We start from the raw sequence: 16,133 nt of genomic DNA, 5'->3' as shown, positions 1-16,133 counted from the left end.
TAGAATGCTATTGGTTTTAAAGATAAAAAAATGGCATGACTACTTTGTGATTCAGGTTCGGGGTTTATAAGATACGGATAATTTGGTATTATTTAAGGCTTTTATAAATAAAATAAGGTAGATCATGAGCGATTATCTTTTTACATCCGAGTCGGTATCAGAAGGCCATCCGGATAAAGTTTCCGATCAGATATCAGATGCTGTACTTGATGCAATTTTAGAACAGGATGTCAATGCTAGAGTGGCCTGCGAAACATTGTGCAGCACCGGACTAATTGTTTTATCAGGTGAAATAACCACAAATGCAACAATAGATTATAATGTCATTGCACGTGAGACGGTACGAAATATAGGATATACCAGTTCAGATATAGGGTTTGACTCAACGACGTGTGCGGTTTTAACGGCATTTAATAAGCAGTCTCCCGATATTGCACAAGGTGTAAATCGAACAAAAGAAGAGGAGATGGACCAAGGTGCGGGTGACCAGGGTTTGATGTTTGGTTATGCCTGTGATGAAACGCCGCAACTGATGCCTATGCCCATTTACTATGCGCATCGACTGGTTGAACGGCAGTCAGTTTTGCGAAAAAACGGAAAATTATCTTGGCTTCGCCCCGATGCAAAATCCCAGGTGTCTGTCAGATATGAGAATGGCAAGCCGAAATATATCGAAACAGTGGTTATTTCTACTCAGCATAGCCCTGATATTTCCCATGATGTCCTAACAGAGGCCGTTGTTGAGGAAATAATCAAACCCGTTCTGCCACAAGAAATGCTGAATAATCAAACCCAATATCTGGTCAATCCGACCGGTCGTTTTGTTGTCGGCGGTCCAATGGGGGACTGCGGGTTGACAGGGCGCAAAATTATTGTTGATACTTATGGCGGTATGGCGCGCCATGGAGGTGGAGCTTTTTCTGGCAAGGATCCTTCGAAAGTTGATCGTTCTGCGACTTATGCGGGGCGTTATGTAGCCAAAAATGTTGTGGCTGCAGGTCTTGCGGGTCAGTGTGAAGTGCAGGTTGCCTATGCAATTGGTGTTGCAAAACCCGTTTCTTTGATGGTTAATACCTTTGGAACCGGAAGAATTCCAGATAGTAAAATTATTCAACTGATTGAAAAGCACTTTGATTTACGACCACGAGCAATTATCCATACATTAGACTTGCTGCGTCCGATATATTCCAAAACAGCTGCATATGGGCATTTTGGACGCGAAGAACCTGAATTTTCCTGGGAAGCTACAGATAAAGCTGAACTTCTGCGTGCTGAAGCAGGTATCTAAAAACTCATTTCATTTTAATTAATTATTTGGTTCACAACGCTGAGGGGCGCTGCAGCGGAAATTATTCCGTGAGGCTCAGCTTGTGGATATCAATAAAACGGCGCTCGTTCGATGTTATAGGAGAAAGACTATGAACGCTGTGCTTAATCCAAATGGAAGCAATTTTACAGATTATAAAATAGCAGATATAGCCTTGGCCGAATGGGGGCGAAAAGAAATTGCAATCGCTGAAACAGAAATGCCCGGTTTGATGGCAGTGCGTGAAGAATATGCAGAACAGAAACCATTAGCCGGAGCACGTATTGCCGGATCTCTGCACATGACCATTCAAACAGCAGTGTTGATTGAAACTCTGGTTGCGCTGGGTGCCGAAGTACGCTGGGCTTCTTGTAATATTTACTCAACACAGGATCACGCTGCTGCTGCGATCGCAGCCCAGGGTATTCCGGTATTTGCTTACAAGGGAGAATCTCTTGAAGAGTACTGGGATTATGCACATCAGATTTTTGAATGGAAATCTGCAGATCAGTCGCAGAATGCAAATATGATTCTGGACGATGGCGGCGATGCCACCTTACTACTGATACTTGGAAGCAAGGCAGAGAAAGATATTTCTGTTATTGCTAATCCGTCGAATGAAGAAGAACAGGCATTATTCGCATCAATCAAAAATAAACTGGCAGTTGATCCAAATTGGTATTCCAACAAACTGGCGAGTATCAATGGTGTTACAGAGGAGACAACCACAGGTGTACACAGATTGTATGAAATGCAAAAGAACGGGGAGCTTCCATTCCCAGCATTCAACGTAAATGATTCTGTCACGAAATCAAAATTTGACAACCTTTATGGATGTAGAGAATCACTGGTTGATGGTATCAAGCGTGCTACTGACGTCATGATTGCTGGAAAGATAGCCTTGGTATGTGGCTATGGTGATGTTGGTAAAGGCTGTGCCCAATCTCTGCGTGGACTAGGTGCTACCGTTTGGGTTTCTGAAATAGACCCAATTTGTGCATTACAGGCAGCAATGGAAGGTTTCCGGGTGGTAACTATGGAAGATGCCTGTGATAAGGCTGATATTTTTGTAACAGCAACAGGCAACGTGAGAGTCATATCCCACGATCATATGCTGAAAATGAAAGATCAGGCTATCGTATGCAATATCGGGCATTTCGATTCCGAGATTGATATCGCTTCTGTCCAAAAATATCAATGGGAGAATATCAAACCACAAGTGGATCATGTGATTTTTCCAACAGGTCGCAGAATCATTGTGCTGGCTCAAGGAAGGCTGGTAAATCTTGGGTGCGCTACGGGACACCCGTCTTTTGTTATGTCAAATTCATTTACCAATCAAGTGTTGGCTCAGATGGAACTCTGGACGAATGGAAAACAATATAAAAAAGAAGTGTATGTCTTGCCTAAGCATCTCGATGAAAAAGTTGCTCGATTGCACTTGAAGAAACTCGGGGCTCAGTTGACAGAATTAACTGATGAGCAGGCTGTTTATTTGGGGTTGAACAAGAACGGACCATACAAGCCTGAAATGTATCGTTACTAAGTTACTCAAAGACTGGCTGAAAAAAGTTGAACAAGTTCTTTTCATCAAGTATCAGAGCTTGTTCAACCTGAGATTTTAAAATACAACAGCCAAAACAAACATTCAAAAAATTTGCTCAACACTCAATTAGCTTTTTTTAGATCTTTTTATTAGTTGAGCAGGTTACAAATAGATGTGTATTTGTCCATAGCTCCTGTTTAACTTTCATGGGTATTGTGCTATCGGAAAGCATATACTGAGTAATATGATTCTAGTTTTGTGTTCTCGAAACACGATATGCAAGTACATTACATCATCGAAAATTCAGGTGTCTTGAAGTCTGCATTTCTAAACGCAAGAATTATCATATTTGTCTGTTAGCGTAAATTCTAATGTTTCCCAATTATCCAACATGGAATCACAAAAAAAGTTTTCTCCCACTTATAGTTTTGAATTATTTCCTCCACAATCAGAGTTAGGTGTTGAGAAATTGAGAGTAGCGCGCAAAAAACTTGCGCAGCATAAACCAAAATTTTTTTCAGTGACCTTTGGTGCAGGCGGTTCGACTCGGGAACGCACACTCGAAACTGTACTCGAAATGCAGTCTGAAGGATATAGTGTTGCGCCGCATATTTCCTGCATTGGTTCCACCAGGAAAAATATATTCTCAATTTTGGAAACATATCAGGCTGCAGGTGTGCAGCAATTAGTTGCCTTACGTGGTGATATTCCATCTGGCATGGCACAAGCAGGTGAGTTTCGTTATGCAAGTGAGCTCGTCAAATATATACGGGAAGCATTTGGTCAAGGTTTTCATATTGAAGTAGCAGCATACCCTGAGTGTCATCCGCAAGCCCGTTCGTACAAAGCAGACCTGGAAAATTTTCAGCGTAAGATTGAAGCCGGCGCCGATTCTGCGATTACTCAGTATTTTTATAATGCGGATGCATATTTTTATTTTGTCGAATCATGTGAATCAATGGGGTTGTCAGTCCCAATTGTACCAGGCATTATGCCTATCAATAAATTCTCACAATTAGTGAGGTTCTCAGATGCTTGTGGAGCTGAAATTCCTCGCTGGATTCGTAAAAAATTGGAAGGGTACGGAGATGATACCGCATCTATCCATGCTTTTGGTTTGGATGTTGTAACGGATATGTGCGAGCGCTTATTAAAAGAAGGTGCGCCAGGTTTGCATTTTTACACCATGAACAGCGCTGAGCTGACGTCGAAAATTTGGCAACGCTTGGGTATCTGAAAAATTAACGCCAGTCTGAATATCATGTGCGTTTAATAAGCCGGATCATCTTTCATCCCTGTTAGCCGGTATATAATATATGATATGAAGAAGTCGTCATAAATAATTAAGGTGATTGCAAGATGGATGAAAAACCAAATGATGTGGAAGTGAACAGTGAAGAAAACACCGTGCCTGATAACTCACCAGTTGATGCTTGTATTGACTATGGGCGAGATGTTCTGGCTACTCAGCTTGGGTTCGTCAAAGATAAAAATTATGATTTTGCACCTCAGTTCAGGGATTTGACGACACAACTGTATTTGATTGGTGTCATGTGGAAGTATGCTGAAGGGTTAAAGCAAGCTCAGAATCCGCGTGAAACGGCATTTGAGGCTATGGAGGTAATGCTAATACGGGATGGAACCAAGCCAAAAGAAGCCAGCAAACGCATAGAGTTTCTGAAACGAATGGCGTCAATGGAGGATGGAAGTAATGCTTTGGCTGTCGTCATAGGTTATGAATCGCAACCGAATGATCAGAGTCTGGTAGAGGTGTTTGAACATTATATCGATGATATTCAGGTCTCTGGCGCTTTCTGGCGTCTATATGATCGAGGCAAGAAAATAATGCTCTATGGCGGATTATTTGTTGCATTTGTTGTAATATGGTTCATTACATTATTTATGCCAGGTAATAGTACGATAGCCATACTGGCTGCGGGGCTGATTTCGGCAGCGCTGTTTGTAATACCAGTATTTTTGGTCGGATTATTGATTTATTATCTGAAAATCAAGAAAAACAAGCAATCGACTTAAATCAGAAGCACGGCTGCCGATTAAATGAGCGCATATATTATCGATGGAAAACTGATTGCACGGAATGTTCGTGCAGAATGGAAGAATCGTGCAGCAAAATTAACCAAGCAGGGAACAAGGCCTGGACTCGCGGTTATCATAGTTGGCGACAATCCCGCTTCAGCTATTTATGTGCGCAATAAGGTCAAAGCCTGCAGTGAAATCGGCATTCATTCCGAAGTACATCAATTTTCCTGTAATGCCGAGCAGGACGAGATACTGGATTGCATCGATGTCTTGAATCGTAATAGTCACGTTCACGGTATATTGGTGCAATTGCCGTTACCATCACATTTTGAAAATAACAAAGTTATTGCTTCGATTGGAGTAGAAAAGGATGTTGACGGTTTTCATTTTTGTAACGTAGGCGCTTTAGTTACCGGCAATACTAATTTCATACCTTGCACGCCGTATGGGGTGATGGTGATGCTGGATCACAGCAAAGTTGCAATTGAAGGAAAACACGCTGTAGTTGTCGGCCGTAGTAACATTGTCGGCAAACCGATGGCAATGATGCTTCTGGAGCGAGGTGCCACTGTTACGATTTGCACGTCTAAAACCAAAGATCTGGCGCAGTTTACGCGATCGGCTGATATTCTGGTGGTCGCCACCGGTCGGCCAGGAATTATAACCGCAGACATGTTAAAAGCCGGCGCCGCTGTTGTTGATGTTGGTATTAACAGGTTGCCGGATGGGAGCCTGTGTGGTGATATCGAATTTGAGACGGCCAAAGAGGTGGCAGGCTATATAACGCCTGTTCCTGGGGGTGTGGGTCCAATGACAATTACGATGTTACTATGTAATACTATACTCGCGGCAGAACGTACTCTACAGAATACAAGATGATTAATTGATGGCTACCAATTGAATAACATGGATTTACATCCTGATATAGACCCGCAAGAAACGCAAGAGTGGCTTGATGCGCTGGAATCTGTGTTGATTAACGAGGGCCCGGAACGCGCTCATTTTCTACTGGAAAAACTGGTAGAAAAGGCGCGGCGCTCGGGCGCATATCTGCCATATAGTGCCAATACGGCGTACATTAATACCATACCGACAGGAAGGGAAGTGCGTTCGCCGGGTGATAATGCAATAGAACATCGTATTCGTTCATACGTACGCTGGAATGCTATGGCAATGGTGCTCAGAGCTAATCGTTCTACTAATGTGGGCGGACATATTGCAAGTTTTGCTTCCGCTGCTACACTGTATGATGTTGGATACAATCATTTCTGGCATTCACCCAGCGAGGAGCATGGAGGCGACTTGGTGTATGTACAGGGGCATTCATCACCAGGTATTTATGCCTACGCCTTCCTAGCCGGAGAATTGACTGAAGAACATCTGAACAATTTTCGTCAGGAGGCTGGCGGTAATGGTTTGTCCTCATATCCACACCCTTGGCTGATGCCTTCATTTTGGCAGTTTCCGACTGTATCGATGGGACTTGGGCCTATCATGGCTTTATACCAGGCACGCTTCATGAAATACCTTGGAAGCCGTGGTCTTGCAAATACGGATGGACGCAAAATATGGGCATTTATGGGCGATGGAGAAATGGATGAGCCCGAGTCCCTGGGCGCCATAACGCTGGCATCACGTGAAAAACTGGATAACCTTATTTTTGTCGTTAATTGTAACCTGCAGCGCCTGGATGGACCGGTCAGAGGAAACGGTAAAATCATTCAAGAACTTGAAGCCGCATTTCGTGGTGCTGGGTGGAACGTCATTAAAGTTATTTGGGGTTCATATTGGGATCCGCTGCTTGCCAAAGATACCAAAGGGTTGCTTCAGAAGCGCATGATGGAATGTGTTGACGGTGAATACCAAAATTTCAAGGCTCGAGATGGTGCATATGTACGAAAGCATTTTTTCGGCAAGTACCCCGAGTTGCTGGAAATGGTTGCAACCATGTCGGATGATGATATCTGGCGTTTGAACAGAGGTGGGCATGATCCGCATAAAGTGTATGCAGCTTATACTGAAGCGGTGAAGCACAAGGGGCAGCCGACCGTGATCCTGGCCAAAACGATAAAAGGCTACGGAATGGGCGAATCGGGAGAGGCGCAGAATATCACCCACCAACAGAAAAAGATGGGAACAATATCCTTAAAGGCATTTCGCGATCGTTTTGGTCTCAATATACCTGATGACAAAATAGATGACGTACCCTATCTGACATTTGAGAAAAATTCAGATGAGTATGTTTATATGCGTGAGCGCCGTGCTGAATTGGGCGGCTTTTATCATCGCCGTAAACGTCAGGCTGAGCCTTTGGAAGTGCCGTCGTTGAGTGCATTTGAATCCGTGTTGAAGCCCAGCGGCGAAGGACGGGAATCCTCAACGACAATGGCGTATGTGCGTATACTGAATATTCTGACTAAAGATAAACAGATTGGAAAACATATCGTACCGATTGTCGCTGACGAATCGCGTACTTTTGGTATGGAGGGTATGTTTCGTCAATTGGGTATCTGGTCGTCCGTTGGCCAGCTTTATACACCTCAGGATGCAGATCAGTTGATGTATTACAAGGAAGACAAAAATGGTCAGATCCTGCAGGAAGGTATCAATGAGGCCGGCGCTTTGTCTTCCTGGATTGCGGCTGCAACTTCCTACAGCACGCATGGCATTCAAATGATTCCTTTTTTTATTTTTTACTCCATGTTTGGATTTCAGCGTGTCGGCGATCTGATCTGGGCTGCGGGCGATATGCGGTGCCGTGGTTTCTTGATAGGTGGAACGGCTGGTAGAACTACGCTCAATGGAGAAGGTTTGCAGCATGAAGACGGTCATAGTCATATCGTGGCATCCACAATTCCTAACTGCGTATCATATGATCCCGCTTTCTCTTATGAGCTGGCTGTGATTGTTCAGGATGGTTTGCGCCGTATGTGCCAGAACCAGGAGGATGTATTTTATTACATTACAGTAATGAACGAAAATTACTCTCATCCGGAGATGCCTAAGGGTATGGAGCAGTCTATCCTGAAAGGAATGTATTTGTTCAGGGAAGCTGCAAAACGCAGTAAAGATCCGCATATACACTTACTCGGATCGGGAACGATTTTGCGAGAAACAATTGCTGCTGCAGATATCTTGAAACGCGATTATGGCGTAAATGCAGACATCTGGAGTGTGACCAGTTTCACCGAGTTAAGGCGGGAAGCCTTGAAAATACACCGATGGAATATGCTGCATCCTGAGAAAAAATCGAGAATCTCACATATTGAAGACTGTTTGAAACGGAAAGAGAGCCCTGTAATCGCTGCGACAGACTATATGAAAACCTACGCAGACCAGATTCGTGAATTTGTACCCGGTACCTACCGGGTATTAGGTACGGATGGTTTTGGCCGTTCCGATACGCGTGAAAAGTTGCGCCAGTTTTTTGAAGTTGATCGAAATTATATAACTGTCGCGGCATTAAAGGCACTGGCTGATGAAGGTAAAGTACCGGCTAAAGCAGTCACGCAGGCTATCAAGCAATTAGGTATCGATCCGGAGAAACCGGATCCTGTGACCCTTTAATATTATACATACTGCAAGTGGCGTAATAATGATATCCGAAAGGTGTAATTTTCATGTGCTGTCAGTACCTCAGTATTGCTTTTTCAATAAAAAATTCAAGGAAAGCATATGAGTGAACTTAAAACAGTGCATATTCCGGATATCGGGGATTTTTCGGATGTTCCTGTCATTGAGGTTTTTGTTCAGGTTGGCTCCGAGGTAAGTGCTGAAGATTCTTTGCTAGCGCTGGAGTCGGACAAGGCAACTATTGATATCCCAGCGCCTTACTCGGGTATTATCAAAGAGCTTAAGGTCAAGACAGGTGACAAGGTTTCCGAAGGTACACCTATTGCCGTGATGGAAGTGAAGGAATTAGCTGAAAATTCAGAGAAAAAGACGGATTCAGTTAAAAAGGAACCCGATAAAACTGAAGCAGCAGACACACAATCCGCTTCTCAGCCTGAGACTGAGCAACAGGAAATAACAGAAACAAAAACAGAAACAAAAACAGAATCAGAATCAGAATCAGAATCAGCTGAACCTCTAACACAGGAAGAGTCGACGAAGGAACAACCACAGACGAAACTGAAGAAGGAACAACCTGCGTCGCCGGATCCGCTTTTAACAGAATCCTTGCCTTCAAAAGCACACGCTGGTCCATCCGTACGGCGGTTTGCACGTGAATTAGGCGTTAATCTGGATATGATTACTGGCAGCGGTCGAAAACAGCGAATTCTGAAAGAAGACGTTCAGGCATATGTAAAAGCCAAGCTATCACAAATACAAATGGACAGCAGGAGCGCCACAACGGGTGCGCCGCTGGATTTAATGCCTTGGCCTCAAGTTGACTTTGCCAAGCATGGCCCTGTAGAAGTTAGATCACTTTCACGAATCAAGCAAATAGCTGGTGCCAATTTGCACCGAAACTGGGTGATGATTCCGCATGTTACGCAATTTGATGAAGCGGATATTACTGATCTTGAGGCATTGCGCAAAGAATCCAACGCAACAAATAAAAAAGACTCAGTCAAGTTAACGTTGTTATCATTTTTAATGAAAGCATTAATTGCATCGTTAAAAAAATTTCCTGAATTTAACGCATCACTGGATAAATCCGTCAATGGCGAGACCAGTTTGATTGTTAAACATTATTATCATATTGGTTTTGCTGTAGATACGATCAATGGTCTCGTAGTACCCGTAATACGGGATGTCGATCAAAAAGGTGTAGTGGCCATAGCCCGGGAACTGGGCGAATTGGCATCTCTGGCACGAGATGGCAGGCTTAAACCAACACAGATGCAGGGAGCCAGCTTTACTATTTCCAGTCTCGGCGGAATAGGCGGCACAGCATTTACTCCCATTATCAATGCGCCCGAAGTTGCCATTCTGGGTGTCTCCAAAGCCAGCCACAAACCGGTCTTCAGAGATGGTCAGTTTGTACCACGTTTGGTACTGCCACTTTCGTTATCTTACGATCATCGCGTAATTGACGGTGCTGCTGCTGCACGGTTTACCTCACATCTGGTAGAAGTATTAACAGATATGCGTTTGGCATTACTGTAACCTGTTTGTTGTATGTACGCTGATTTATCATGCTCCAGCGGACGATCAACAGAAAGACCAGTACTTATTGGTATTTATGGCGGAACATTTGATCCCTTACATTACGGACATCTTCGCGTAGCTGAAGAACTGATAGATACCATCTGCTTCGATCAGTTTTTTTTTGTACCTGCCGGCGAACCTCGTTTACGCGATTCACCGGGTGCATCCAAACATCATCGTGTCCGAATGGTATCGCTCTCCATTCAGAATAATACCCGTTTTTCCATGGATGACCGTGAAACAAAACGTTCAGGCGTGAGTACCACAGTGTCAACCCTGCAAGAATATCACCAGGAATATGACGGTAAAGCCGTGCTCTGTTTCGTTATCGGGGCAGATGCTTTTGTGAAAATTCATTGCTGGCATCATTGGCGTGAACTGTTTCAATTATGTCATCTGATTATCGTTGAACGGCCCGGTTGTATTCGTGTGTCAGACTCTACTCAGTTACCACAAAAGATATTGTCTGAATGTGCATCACGATGGACAACCGATCCACGAGACCTGGTCAGGCACTTCAGTGGTATGATTTATACTGCGGATACAACATTACTGGATATTTCTGCAACTCAAATACGTAGTCTTGTTAAGACTGGTAAAAGTATTCGTTATCTGTTGCCCGATATCACTTTAGATTACATTAAAACACATAACCTGTACTCAGGAAAAAATGAATTCAGATAATCTGGTTAAAATTTCTGTAGATGCGCTTGAAGAGATCAAGGCGTCTGACATTAAAGTATTAAGCGTCGCCAAATTAACATCAATGTTTGATTATATTATCATCGCAAGCGCAAGTTCTTCACGTCAGACAAAGGCACTTGCTGATAATATTCGGGAGAAAATCAAGGGTGCCGGTGGAAGCATACTGTCACTGGAAGGTGAGCAATCCGGCGAATGGGTGTTGGTGGATATGGGTGATGTCATTGTTCATATTATGCTGCCGGAAACGCGTAAATATTATAATCTGGAGGCGTTGTGGATGAATTGATTAAAAGAGAAGCAGCTTTTTTGCCCTTTGTTCCTAATGAGAAATTGCAATATATCATGATATAAATCAGTATGTTAATTTGTGCTGTACATCGATCATGGTAGAAGAAAACAATTCCAAACTGGATCAGTGCGTTACATACTTGGCACAGGCTGAGATACCTGTTCTAAAACAGACCGCGCGAAAATTGTCTGCTGTAATTGAGAATGTTGATCGTCTCAGTGCTCGAAATATCGCTCAGATTATTAAAAATGATCCATTGATGGTAGTGAAACTTATGCGATATTTTCAGCTTCACAGAGGACGCTCACAAATTCATGAAATTATGGAGGTAGAGCAGACACTGTTGATGCTTGGATTGGAAAATACTTTGAAAATTGCTTCTGCTAAACCATACGTTGAGGATTTACTGGGAACTGACCATAGGGAAGCACTGGTTTGTTTGCTGAAAGTAACACAACGTAACAGAATGGCATCAGCTTATGCATATGATTGGGCCGTTCGTTTGCAGGATCTGCATTATGAAGAAATACGGATAGCTGCATTAATGTATGATATTGCGGAAATATTGATGTGGTGCTATGCGCCAAAAGCAATGCTGAAAATCAAGCACTTACAAACGAAAAATAAAGCCGTTCGCAGCAGGCAAATACAAGAAAAGTTACTGGGTTTCTCACTGCATGCACTCCAGTTCGCACTGATTACACGATGGAAACTACCTGGATTGCTAAGAACCCTGATGGATGATAATTGCCACGATCAGCAGCGTGTAAAAAATGTACTACTGGCTGTCAATCTGGCAAGGCATGCCGCCAATGGATGGGATGACGCCGCCTTGCCCAAGGATTATGAACAAATTGGTCAATTGCTGCATTTAGACCCAGAAGAAGTGATAACTGTTATCAGTCACAAAAAATTTTAAATCAGCAATAATGTTTTTATAAAATATGTATAACTGAACGATTATATGTAAAGTGAAAAGTACTGCTTATTCATCATCCGGAAATATGTCTTCGATCGGGTCATCAGTTTGTATATAGCCATTAGTGATAGCTGAGTTAGCATTTTCATGATTTATTTTCGAAGTGTAGCCATTCCAAATCAGAAACAGAATAATCATAGATAAAAACGTTAGTGTGATATTTTTAAGCCAGTAAAATCCACGGCGTTCCAGAATATTTTTCCCGGAATGAATGATACTTTCCGATGATCCGAGTTTTTCCAGGGCAGTTTTTCTGGCAGCCTTCAATTTCTCGGTTGTATCTTGATCAATTTCATTAAGGCTATGGTTTAATAGTTTCGCAATTTTTTTTCCTGTCAGTTCTTCATCATTCATAATCTGATACCTCTTTCTTGCAAAATACTGGCAAGTGCTGTTACTGCGCGAAAACAATGTGTTTTTACGCTTCCCTCTGAACAACCCATGACTATGGAAGTTTCATTGACGTCCATACCCTCCCAATAACGTAGTAAAAATGCTTCCCGTTGACGTGAGGGCAGGGTTTCCAATGCTTTTTCAATAATATTTATTATTTGTGTTTGTTCCAGCGCAGAATCAGGGTTTCTGCCGAAGTCCAGATTATCGGGCATGGGTACTGCTTCCAGATAATCATAATCATGCAAATCATTTTCATTGCGTTTTTGGTACGAAGTAAATGAGGAAAAATGAGTGGTCAAAAATAACTGTGTTTTCTGGTGCCGGTAATGATCGTGTATGGTATTTTGTAAAATTTTCTGAAATAAAAGGGGTAATTCTTCAACAGGTTTGTCATTATATTTCCTAGTCAGTTTCATCATTGCATCCTGGACGATATCCAGTGCATCCTGTTCGTTGCGTACAGCAAACAATGCTTGTTTGTATGCGCGCAACTCGGTTTTCTTCAGAAAATTAGAAAATTCAGTTTTTGTAGCCAAATAAGATCAACCTATCAATTAAACCAATCTGGCATTTTATTTATAAACTTTGAATTTATACGTTAAATCAAGTGACAGACTGGTGTGATGTCGAGCTCTGTAATCAGTCAGAAATTCTCTTCACCTGACTCTATTCGCAACTTCCATTTTATCGTGAAGTATGTTCCCAGATAAGCGCCAATGAAGGCGGCCAGAATATAAATTTCATTTTCGACGTAGTTTGTAACAGTGAATGAAGTAACCAGTATGATCATTGCTGACCAAAGGGATGCGTTATGAGCCTTTCTACCCTCCACGTCGATAAAGTAAAGCGTCCAGAATACATCTGCAAGTGCCATTGCCATCATAATTAATAAAAATTTTATGACTGAGAAATCCATATCAAGAGTCAAATAAATGGAAATTAATGATGTCTGCTGTATTTTGAGGTTCTTCAGACGCAGACCGGCCTTGCGTTGAAACACCTGTTTTATTGGTCAGTTTCATCAAACTATCATCAGGCTGTCTTAATCTATAGACTGTCCCATGCATATTCGCGTGGCCAATAGTAAGCTGGAGACACCGGTTTGGTAAAAGGGGTATTAATAAATCCTGTTATTCTTCCCTGATACCGCGTCAATCCGCTAATGGATAAGTATTCGTCATCGTATGTAATTTCCAGGTTTCCACCTAAAGACCTCGTGTTGATTGGAAATGCTGTTTCGAAGACACGCGAAGCAACAAAAGCACTTGCTGCGCTGCCAGTACCACAGCTTTGTGTAATATTTTCGACACCCACTTCGTAGGTACGTATTGAAATGCTATCCTCTTCAAGCCAGATAAAATTTACGTTCACTCCCTCTGGGTGACCTACAAATTCACATAAGGATTTTTCCGTTCGCAGAGATCTGCCCAGATTTCGAGCTGTATCTATATCAATGCAATAGCCAATAACAACAACATGCGGGACACCGGTAAATACAAAATGTAGCTGCTCATTAATTTGCTGGTACTCTCGAACTTTTCCAAGATTGACTTCGACAGTATGATTATTTGTTCGTACATGTTTAATGCCATCACCAGTCATGATTGTGAAACAGTCGTTGGGTATATAATTATCTCGAAAATATCGAGTTGCACAGCGTAATCCATTGCCGCACATGGTTTCTTCGGTACCATCACGATCAAAGATTCGCATTGTTGGCATGCCCTGTAGAAAATTTACATATAAAATTCCGTCAGTATCATGTTGAATAGCCATCGCCTTGGATAGATGCACTTTATCCATTTCTGCCAGTGGTGTTTTCATTTCATCTACAACCAGAAATGAATTACCACACCCGTCCATTTTTATTGCTTTGATTCTCATCGTTTATCCTTTGCAATCTATGAAGAGATGGTTACGTCTATTGCGCGTACGTAAGCCTGCGGTCAGGTTGAAGGTCTGTATGCGTTGAACGGAAAAGTTGTGCCAGTATTTTGTTGTCGCACATTTCAGGGTTTGTAACCCATACGTCTGGTAAGATGGGCCTGCGCGACGCCGGAAATGAATTCGTCCTGAACTATTCCGGTGAGAACAAACCCATTTTTCAGGTAGAAACACAGGCTTGCATTTGCATCTGCATCCGTAGTGACATTAAGAATTCTGCCACCTCGTTTTTCAATTTCGGTGAAGATGCCATCGAGCATCATTGAACCGTAGCCTTTGCCACGATGATTCTTGTCAACTGCAATGGTCATCAGGTGATAGGTATCAATTGTCTTTTTTACAATGACATAACCAATGGACTCATCATTGTGCATTAAGCTGATACCGAAGCATTTCCCAAAAGAAATATCATTCAACTCTTGTTCAATTTCCGATCGGTATATGGTTCCTATATCCTGTAGGGCTATTCTCAACAGATCCGGATAGAGACTTTCTGAGATAGGTACGATCATTTTGTTATTGTGCTCCATGTTTTCTGTCAAGCAGTGTGTAGATCTGATTCCGATAAGTTATCGTGCCTGCTGGAACGATATTGGCCATTACGTTTGTGATTTGATTCTGGAGCAGCTCGGTTTTACCTGAAAACCGTTCCGGGAAGGTTTTTGAGAGCCGCTGGACAGCAGTGTGCACAATTAATGCAATCATATCTGCATGATTAATACCGGCATGGCGGCACATATTTGTAAGATCTGCTTCTGTTGGATGAATACCTGGGATGACATTCGCTTCCAGAAAATAGAACTGGTCATCCCGTTTCCGAAAATCCATGCGGTTATAATCTTTAACTTCCAGAGATTCATGTGCAGCAACAGCCAGCAACGCAAATTCTTTTAATTGACCGGTCCAGTCAAGGTGGGAAATATAGGGATTCTCGATGTTTTTTACATACGGGTCGCGTACCCATGGCTGTTCAGGAATTTTGGCAAAATCAATTTCCAGAATTGGGAAGATATAATTTCCAATAAGACCAATTGTGTATTCACTTCCGGGTAGAAATTCTTCAACTAAAGCAGATTGATGGTAAAGCGTATGGATATTGGTAACCATTTCCTGAAGCTCAGCCATATCATTTACTCTACTTTTTTGGCTGATGCCTATGCTCGTTCCTTCGCTATAAGGTTTGACCATCAGAGGAAAGGCCGGTAAATCAAGAGGGTCGCCTGGCTTCATCAATTGAAAACGCGCGGTTGGCACGGCATCATAAGCCACAATTCTTTTTGCTACAGTTTTGTCCATTTTGTTAATGAATGTTTTCGGACTGCTGCCGGTATAAGGGATATGCAAATGTTCGCAAAAAAATGGAACAATGGCTTCGCGTAATTCTTTTTCATAAAGACCTTCAGCGTTATTAAAAACCAGGTCAATATTGTTGCGGCGTTTTTCAAGTTGAAAATATATATCGGAATCGACATCAATCAACTCGACTGTAGCACCAGATCGTTCCAAAGCACTTGTGACTGCTTCAATAGTTTCCGGGCTTTCAAATTCTCCGTAGCGTTCATCTTCCATGTCTGGTTTCCTGATATTGCAGGTGTACGCGATATGAATTTTTTTCATTATTTATTTCAATAGATAATCAGGAAAAATTTTTTATAAAAAAAGTTATGCAAATCGAATGGAGGGCATATCTAAAAATTGCGATTACAAAACGAAGCAAGTCTGGAAGTGAAGTTATTTTTCCTGGTTAGTGTATAATAACATTTTGTTTATTATA

16 protein-coding genes and 1 riboswitch are annotated in these 16,133 nt (G+C 42.3%); of the genes, 10 read left to right on the top strand and 6 right to left on the bottom strand.

All coding sequences use genetic code 11. The features are described 5' to 3' along the window. Positions 1–124 precede the first annotated feature (124 nt). The 10 genes from metK to BMY62_RS08175 all read left to right on the top strand — a co-directional run bounded on the left by metK (position 125) and on the right by BMY62_RS08175 (position 11,959). On the top strand, positions 125–1,288 hold the full coding sequence (metK, locus tag BMY62_RS08220; RefSeq protein WP_090658518.1) for a methionine adenosyltransferase: 1,164 nt from the start codon (positions 125–127) through the stop codon (positions 1,286–1,288). 35 nt (positions 1,289–1,323) lie between these two features. Further along, a riboswitch (S-adenosyl-L-homocysteine riboswitch) is annotated at positions 1,324–1,401 on the top strand. 17 nt (positions 1,402–1,418) lie between these two features. Beyond that, positions 1,419–2,852, top strand: coding sequence for an adenosylhomocysteinase (gene ahcY / locus BMY62_RS08215; RefSeq protein ID WP_090658516.1), 1,434 nt, complete (start codon positions 1,419–1,421; stop codon positions 2,850–2,852). Positions 2,853–3,243: 391 nt separating this feature from the next. After that, entirely contained in the window at positions 3,244–4,089 is an 846-nt protein-coding gene (metF, locus tag BMY62_RS08210; RefSeq protein WP_090658515.1) for a methylenetetrahydrofolate reductase [NAD(P)H], read from the top strand. 122 nt (positions 4,090–4,211) lie between these two features. Next, positions 4,212–4,886 (top strand): ABC transporter permease, encoded by a 675-nt coding sequence (locus BMY62_RS08205; protein ID WP_090658513.1) that lies wholly within the window; start codon positions 4,212–4,214, stop codon positions 4,884–4,886. A 24-nt stretch (positions 4,887–4,910) separates the two neighbouring features. After that, positions 4,911–5,771: a bifunctional methylenetetrahydrofolate dehydrogenase/methenyltetrahydrofolate cyclohydrolase FolD gene (gene folD / locus BMY62_RS08200; protein WP_090658511.1), complete on the top strand. Its 861-nt coding sequence runs from the start codon at positions 4,911–4,913 to the stop codon at positions 5,769–5,771. 27 nt (positions 5,772–5,798) lie between these two features. Then, entirely contained in the window at positions 5,799–8,459 is a 2,661-nt protein-coding gene (aceE, locus tag BMY62_RS08195; RefSeq protein WP_090658509.1) for a pyruvate dehydrogenase (acetyl-transferring), homodimeric type, read from the top strand. A 108-nt stretch (positions 8,460–8,567) separates the two neighbouring features. Then, the gene (locus BMY62_RS08190) at positions 8,568–10,004 is read left to right on the top strand and encodes a dihydrolipoyllysine-residue acetyltransferase (RefSeq protein ID WP_090658507.1); all 1,437 of its coding nucleotides are present in this window, start codon (positions 8,568–8,570) and stop codon (positions 10,002–10,004) included. A 12-nt stretch (positions 10,005–10,016) separates the two neighbouring features. Then, positions 10,017–10,730 (top strand): nicotinate-nucleotide adenylyltransferase, encoded by a 714-nt coding sequence (nadD, locus tag BMY62_RS08185; protein ID WP_090658505.1) that lies wholly within the window; start codon positions 10,017–10,019, stop codon positions 10,728–10,730. Then, entirely contained in the window at positions 10,717–11,037 is a 321-nt protein-coding gene (gene rsfS / locus BMY62_RS08180) for a ribosome silencing factor (protein WP_090658503.1), read from the top strand. The genes nadD and rsfS overlap by 14 nt, the downstream gene beginning before the upstream one ends. Before the next feature lie 97 nt (positions 11,038–11,134). Next, the gene (locus tag BMY62_RS08175; protein ID WP_090658501.1) at positions 11,135–11,959 is read left to right on the top strand and encodes an HDOD domain-containing protein; all 825 of its coding nucleotides are present in this window, start codon (positions 11,135–11,137) and stop codon (positions 11,957–11,959) included. Positions 11,960–12,025: 66 nt separating this feature from the next. On the opposite strand, the gene BMY62_RS08170 is transcribed toward BMY62_RS08175, so the two are convergent. From BMY62_RS08170 to BMY62_RS08145, 6 genes are all read right to left on the bottom strand, one after another. After that, positions 12,026–12,373 carry a DUF3619 family protein gene (locus BMY62_RS08170; RefSeq protein WP_090658498.1) on the bottom strand — a complete coding sequence of 116 codons (348 nt, stop codon included), beginning with the start codon at positions 12,371–12,373 and terminating at the stop codon, positions 12,026–12,028. Continuing rightward, the gene (locus BMY62_RS08165; RefSeq protein ID WP_090658496.1) at positions 12,370–12,951 is read right to left on the bottom strand and encodes an RNA polymerase sigma factor; all 582 of its coding nucleotides are present in this window, start codon (positions 12,949–12,951) and stop codon (positions 12,370–12,372) included. The genes BMY62_RS08170 and BMY62_RS08165 overlap by 4 nt, the downstream gene beginning before the upstream one ends. A 107-nt stretch (positions 12,952–13,058) precedes the next feature. Then, positions 13,059–13,298 (bottom strand): hypothetical protein, encoded by a 240-nt coding sequence (locus BMY62_RS08160; protein ID WP_256207503.1) that lies wholly within the window; start codon positions 13,296–13,298, stop codon positions 13,059–13,061. Positions 13,299–13,462: 164 nt separating this feature from the next. After that, positions 13,463–14,299, bottom strand: a complete 837-nt coding sequence (dapF, locus tag BMY62_RS08155; protein ID WP_090658493.1) for a diaminopimelate epimerase — start codon at positions 14,297–14,299, stop codon at positions 13,463–13,465. 125 nt (positions 14,300–14,424) lie between these two features. Then, on the bottom strand, positions 14,425–14,871 hold the full coding sequence (locus tag BMY62_RS08150) for a GNAT family N-acetyltransferase (protein ID WP_177170333.1): 447 nt from the start codon (positions 14,869–14,871) through the stop codon (positions 14,425–14,427). Positions 14,872–14,875: 4 nt separating this feature from the next. Further along, complete coding sequence (locus BMY62_RS08145; protein WP_177170332.1) at positions 14,876–15,928, bottom strand: D-alanine--D-alanine ligase family protein; 1,053 nt, start codon at positions 15,926–15,928, stop codon at positions 14,876–14,878. Positions 15,929–16,133: the final 205 nt, after the last annotated feature.

It is taken from the genome of Nitrosomonas marina, assembly GCF_900111605.1.
GTDB classification, from domain to species: Bacteria; Pseudomonadota; Gammaproteobacteria; order Burkholderiales; family Nitrosomonadaceae; genus Nitrosomonas; species Nitrosomonas marina_A.
Note: the sequence above shows the minus strand (reverse complement) of the source record. Positions and strands in the feature narration are given on the sequence as shown.

What these genes read in the sequence shown, in the direction of transcription:
- metK (WP_090658518.1), top strand. Translation starts at nt 125, where the DNA reads ATGAGCGATTATCTTTTTACATCCGAGTCGGTATCAGAAGGCCATCCG.
- ahcY (WP_090658516.1), top strand. Translation starts at nt 1,419, where the DNA reads ATGAACGCTGTGCTTAATCCAAATGGAAGCAATTTTACAGATTATAAA.
- metF (WP_090658515.1), top strand. Translation starts at nt 3,244, where the DNA reads ATGGAATCACAAAAAAAGTTTTCTCCCACTTATAGTTTTGAATTATTT.
- BMY62_RS08205 (WP_090658513.1), top strand. Translation starts at nt 4,212, where the DNA reads ATGGATGAAAAACCAAATGATGTGGAAGTGAACAGTGAAGAAAACACC.
- folD (WP_090658511.1), top strand. Translation starts at nt 4,911, where the DNA reads ATGAGCGCATATATTATCGATGGAAAACTGATTGCACGGAATGTTCGT.
- aceE (WP_090658509.1), top strand. Translation starts at nt 5,799, where the DNA reads ATGGATTTACATCCTGATATAGACCCGCAAGAAACGCAAGAGTGGCTT.
- BMY62_RS08190 (WP_090658507.1), top strand. Translation starts at nt 8,568, where the DNA reads ATGAGTGAACTTAAAACAGTGCATATTCCGGATATCGGGGATTTTTCG.
- nadD (WP_090658505.1), top strand. Translation starts at nt 10,017, where the DNA reads ATGTACGCTGATTTATCATGCTCCAGCGGACGATCAACAGAAAGACCA.
- rsfS (WP_090658503.1), top strand. Translation starts at nt 10,717, where the DNA reads ATGAATTCAGATAATCTGGTTAAAATTTCTGTAGATGCGCTTGAAGAG.
- BMY62_RS08175 (WP_090658501.1), top strand. Translation starts at nt 11,135, where the DNA reads ATGGTAGAAGAAAACAATTCCAAACTGGATCAGTGCGTTACATACTTG.
- BMY62_RS08170 (WP_090658498.1), bottom strand. Translation starts at nt 12,373, where the DNA reads ATGAATGATGAAGAACTGACAGGAAAAAAAATTGCGAAACTATTAAAC.
- BMY62_RS08160 (WP_256207503.1), bottom strand. Translation starts at nt 13,298, where the DNA reads ATGATGGCAATGGCACTTGCAGATGTATTCTGGACGCTTTACTTTATC.
- dapF (WP_090658493.1), bottom strand. Translation starts at nt 14,299, where the DNA reads ATGAGAATCAAAGCAATAAAAATGGACGGGTGTGGTAATTCATTTCTG.
- BMY62_RS08150 (WP_177170333.1), bottom strand. Translation starts at nt 14,871, where the DNA reads ATGATCGTACCTATCTCAGAAAGTCTCTATCCGGATCTGTTGAGAATA.
- BMY62_RS08145 (WP_177170332.1), bottom strand. Translation starts at nt 15,928, where the DNA reads ATGGAAGATGAACGCTACGGAGAATTTGAAAGCCCGGAAACTATTGAA.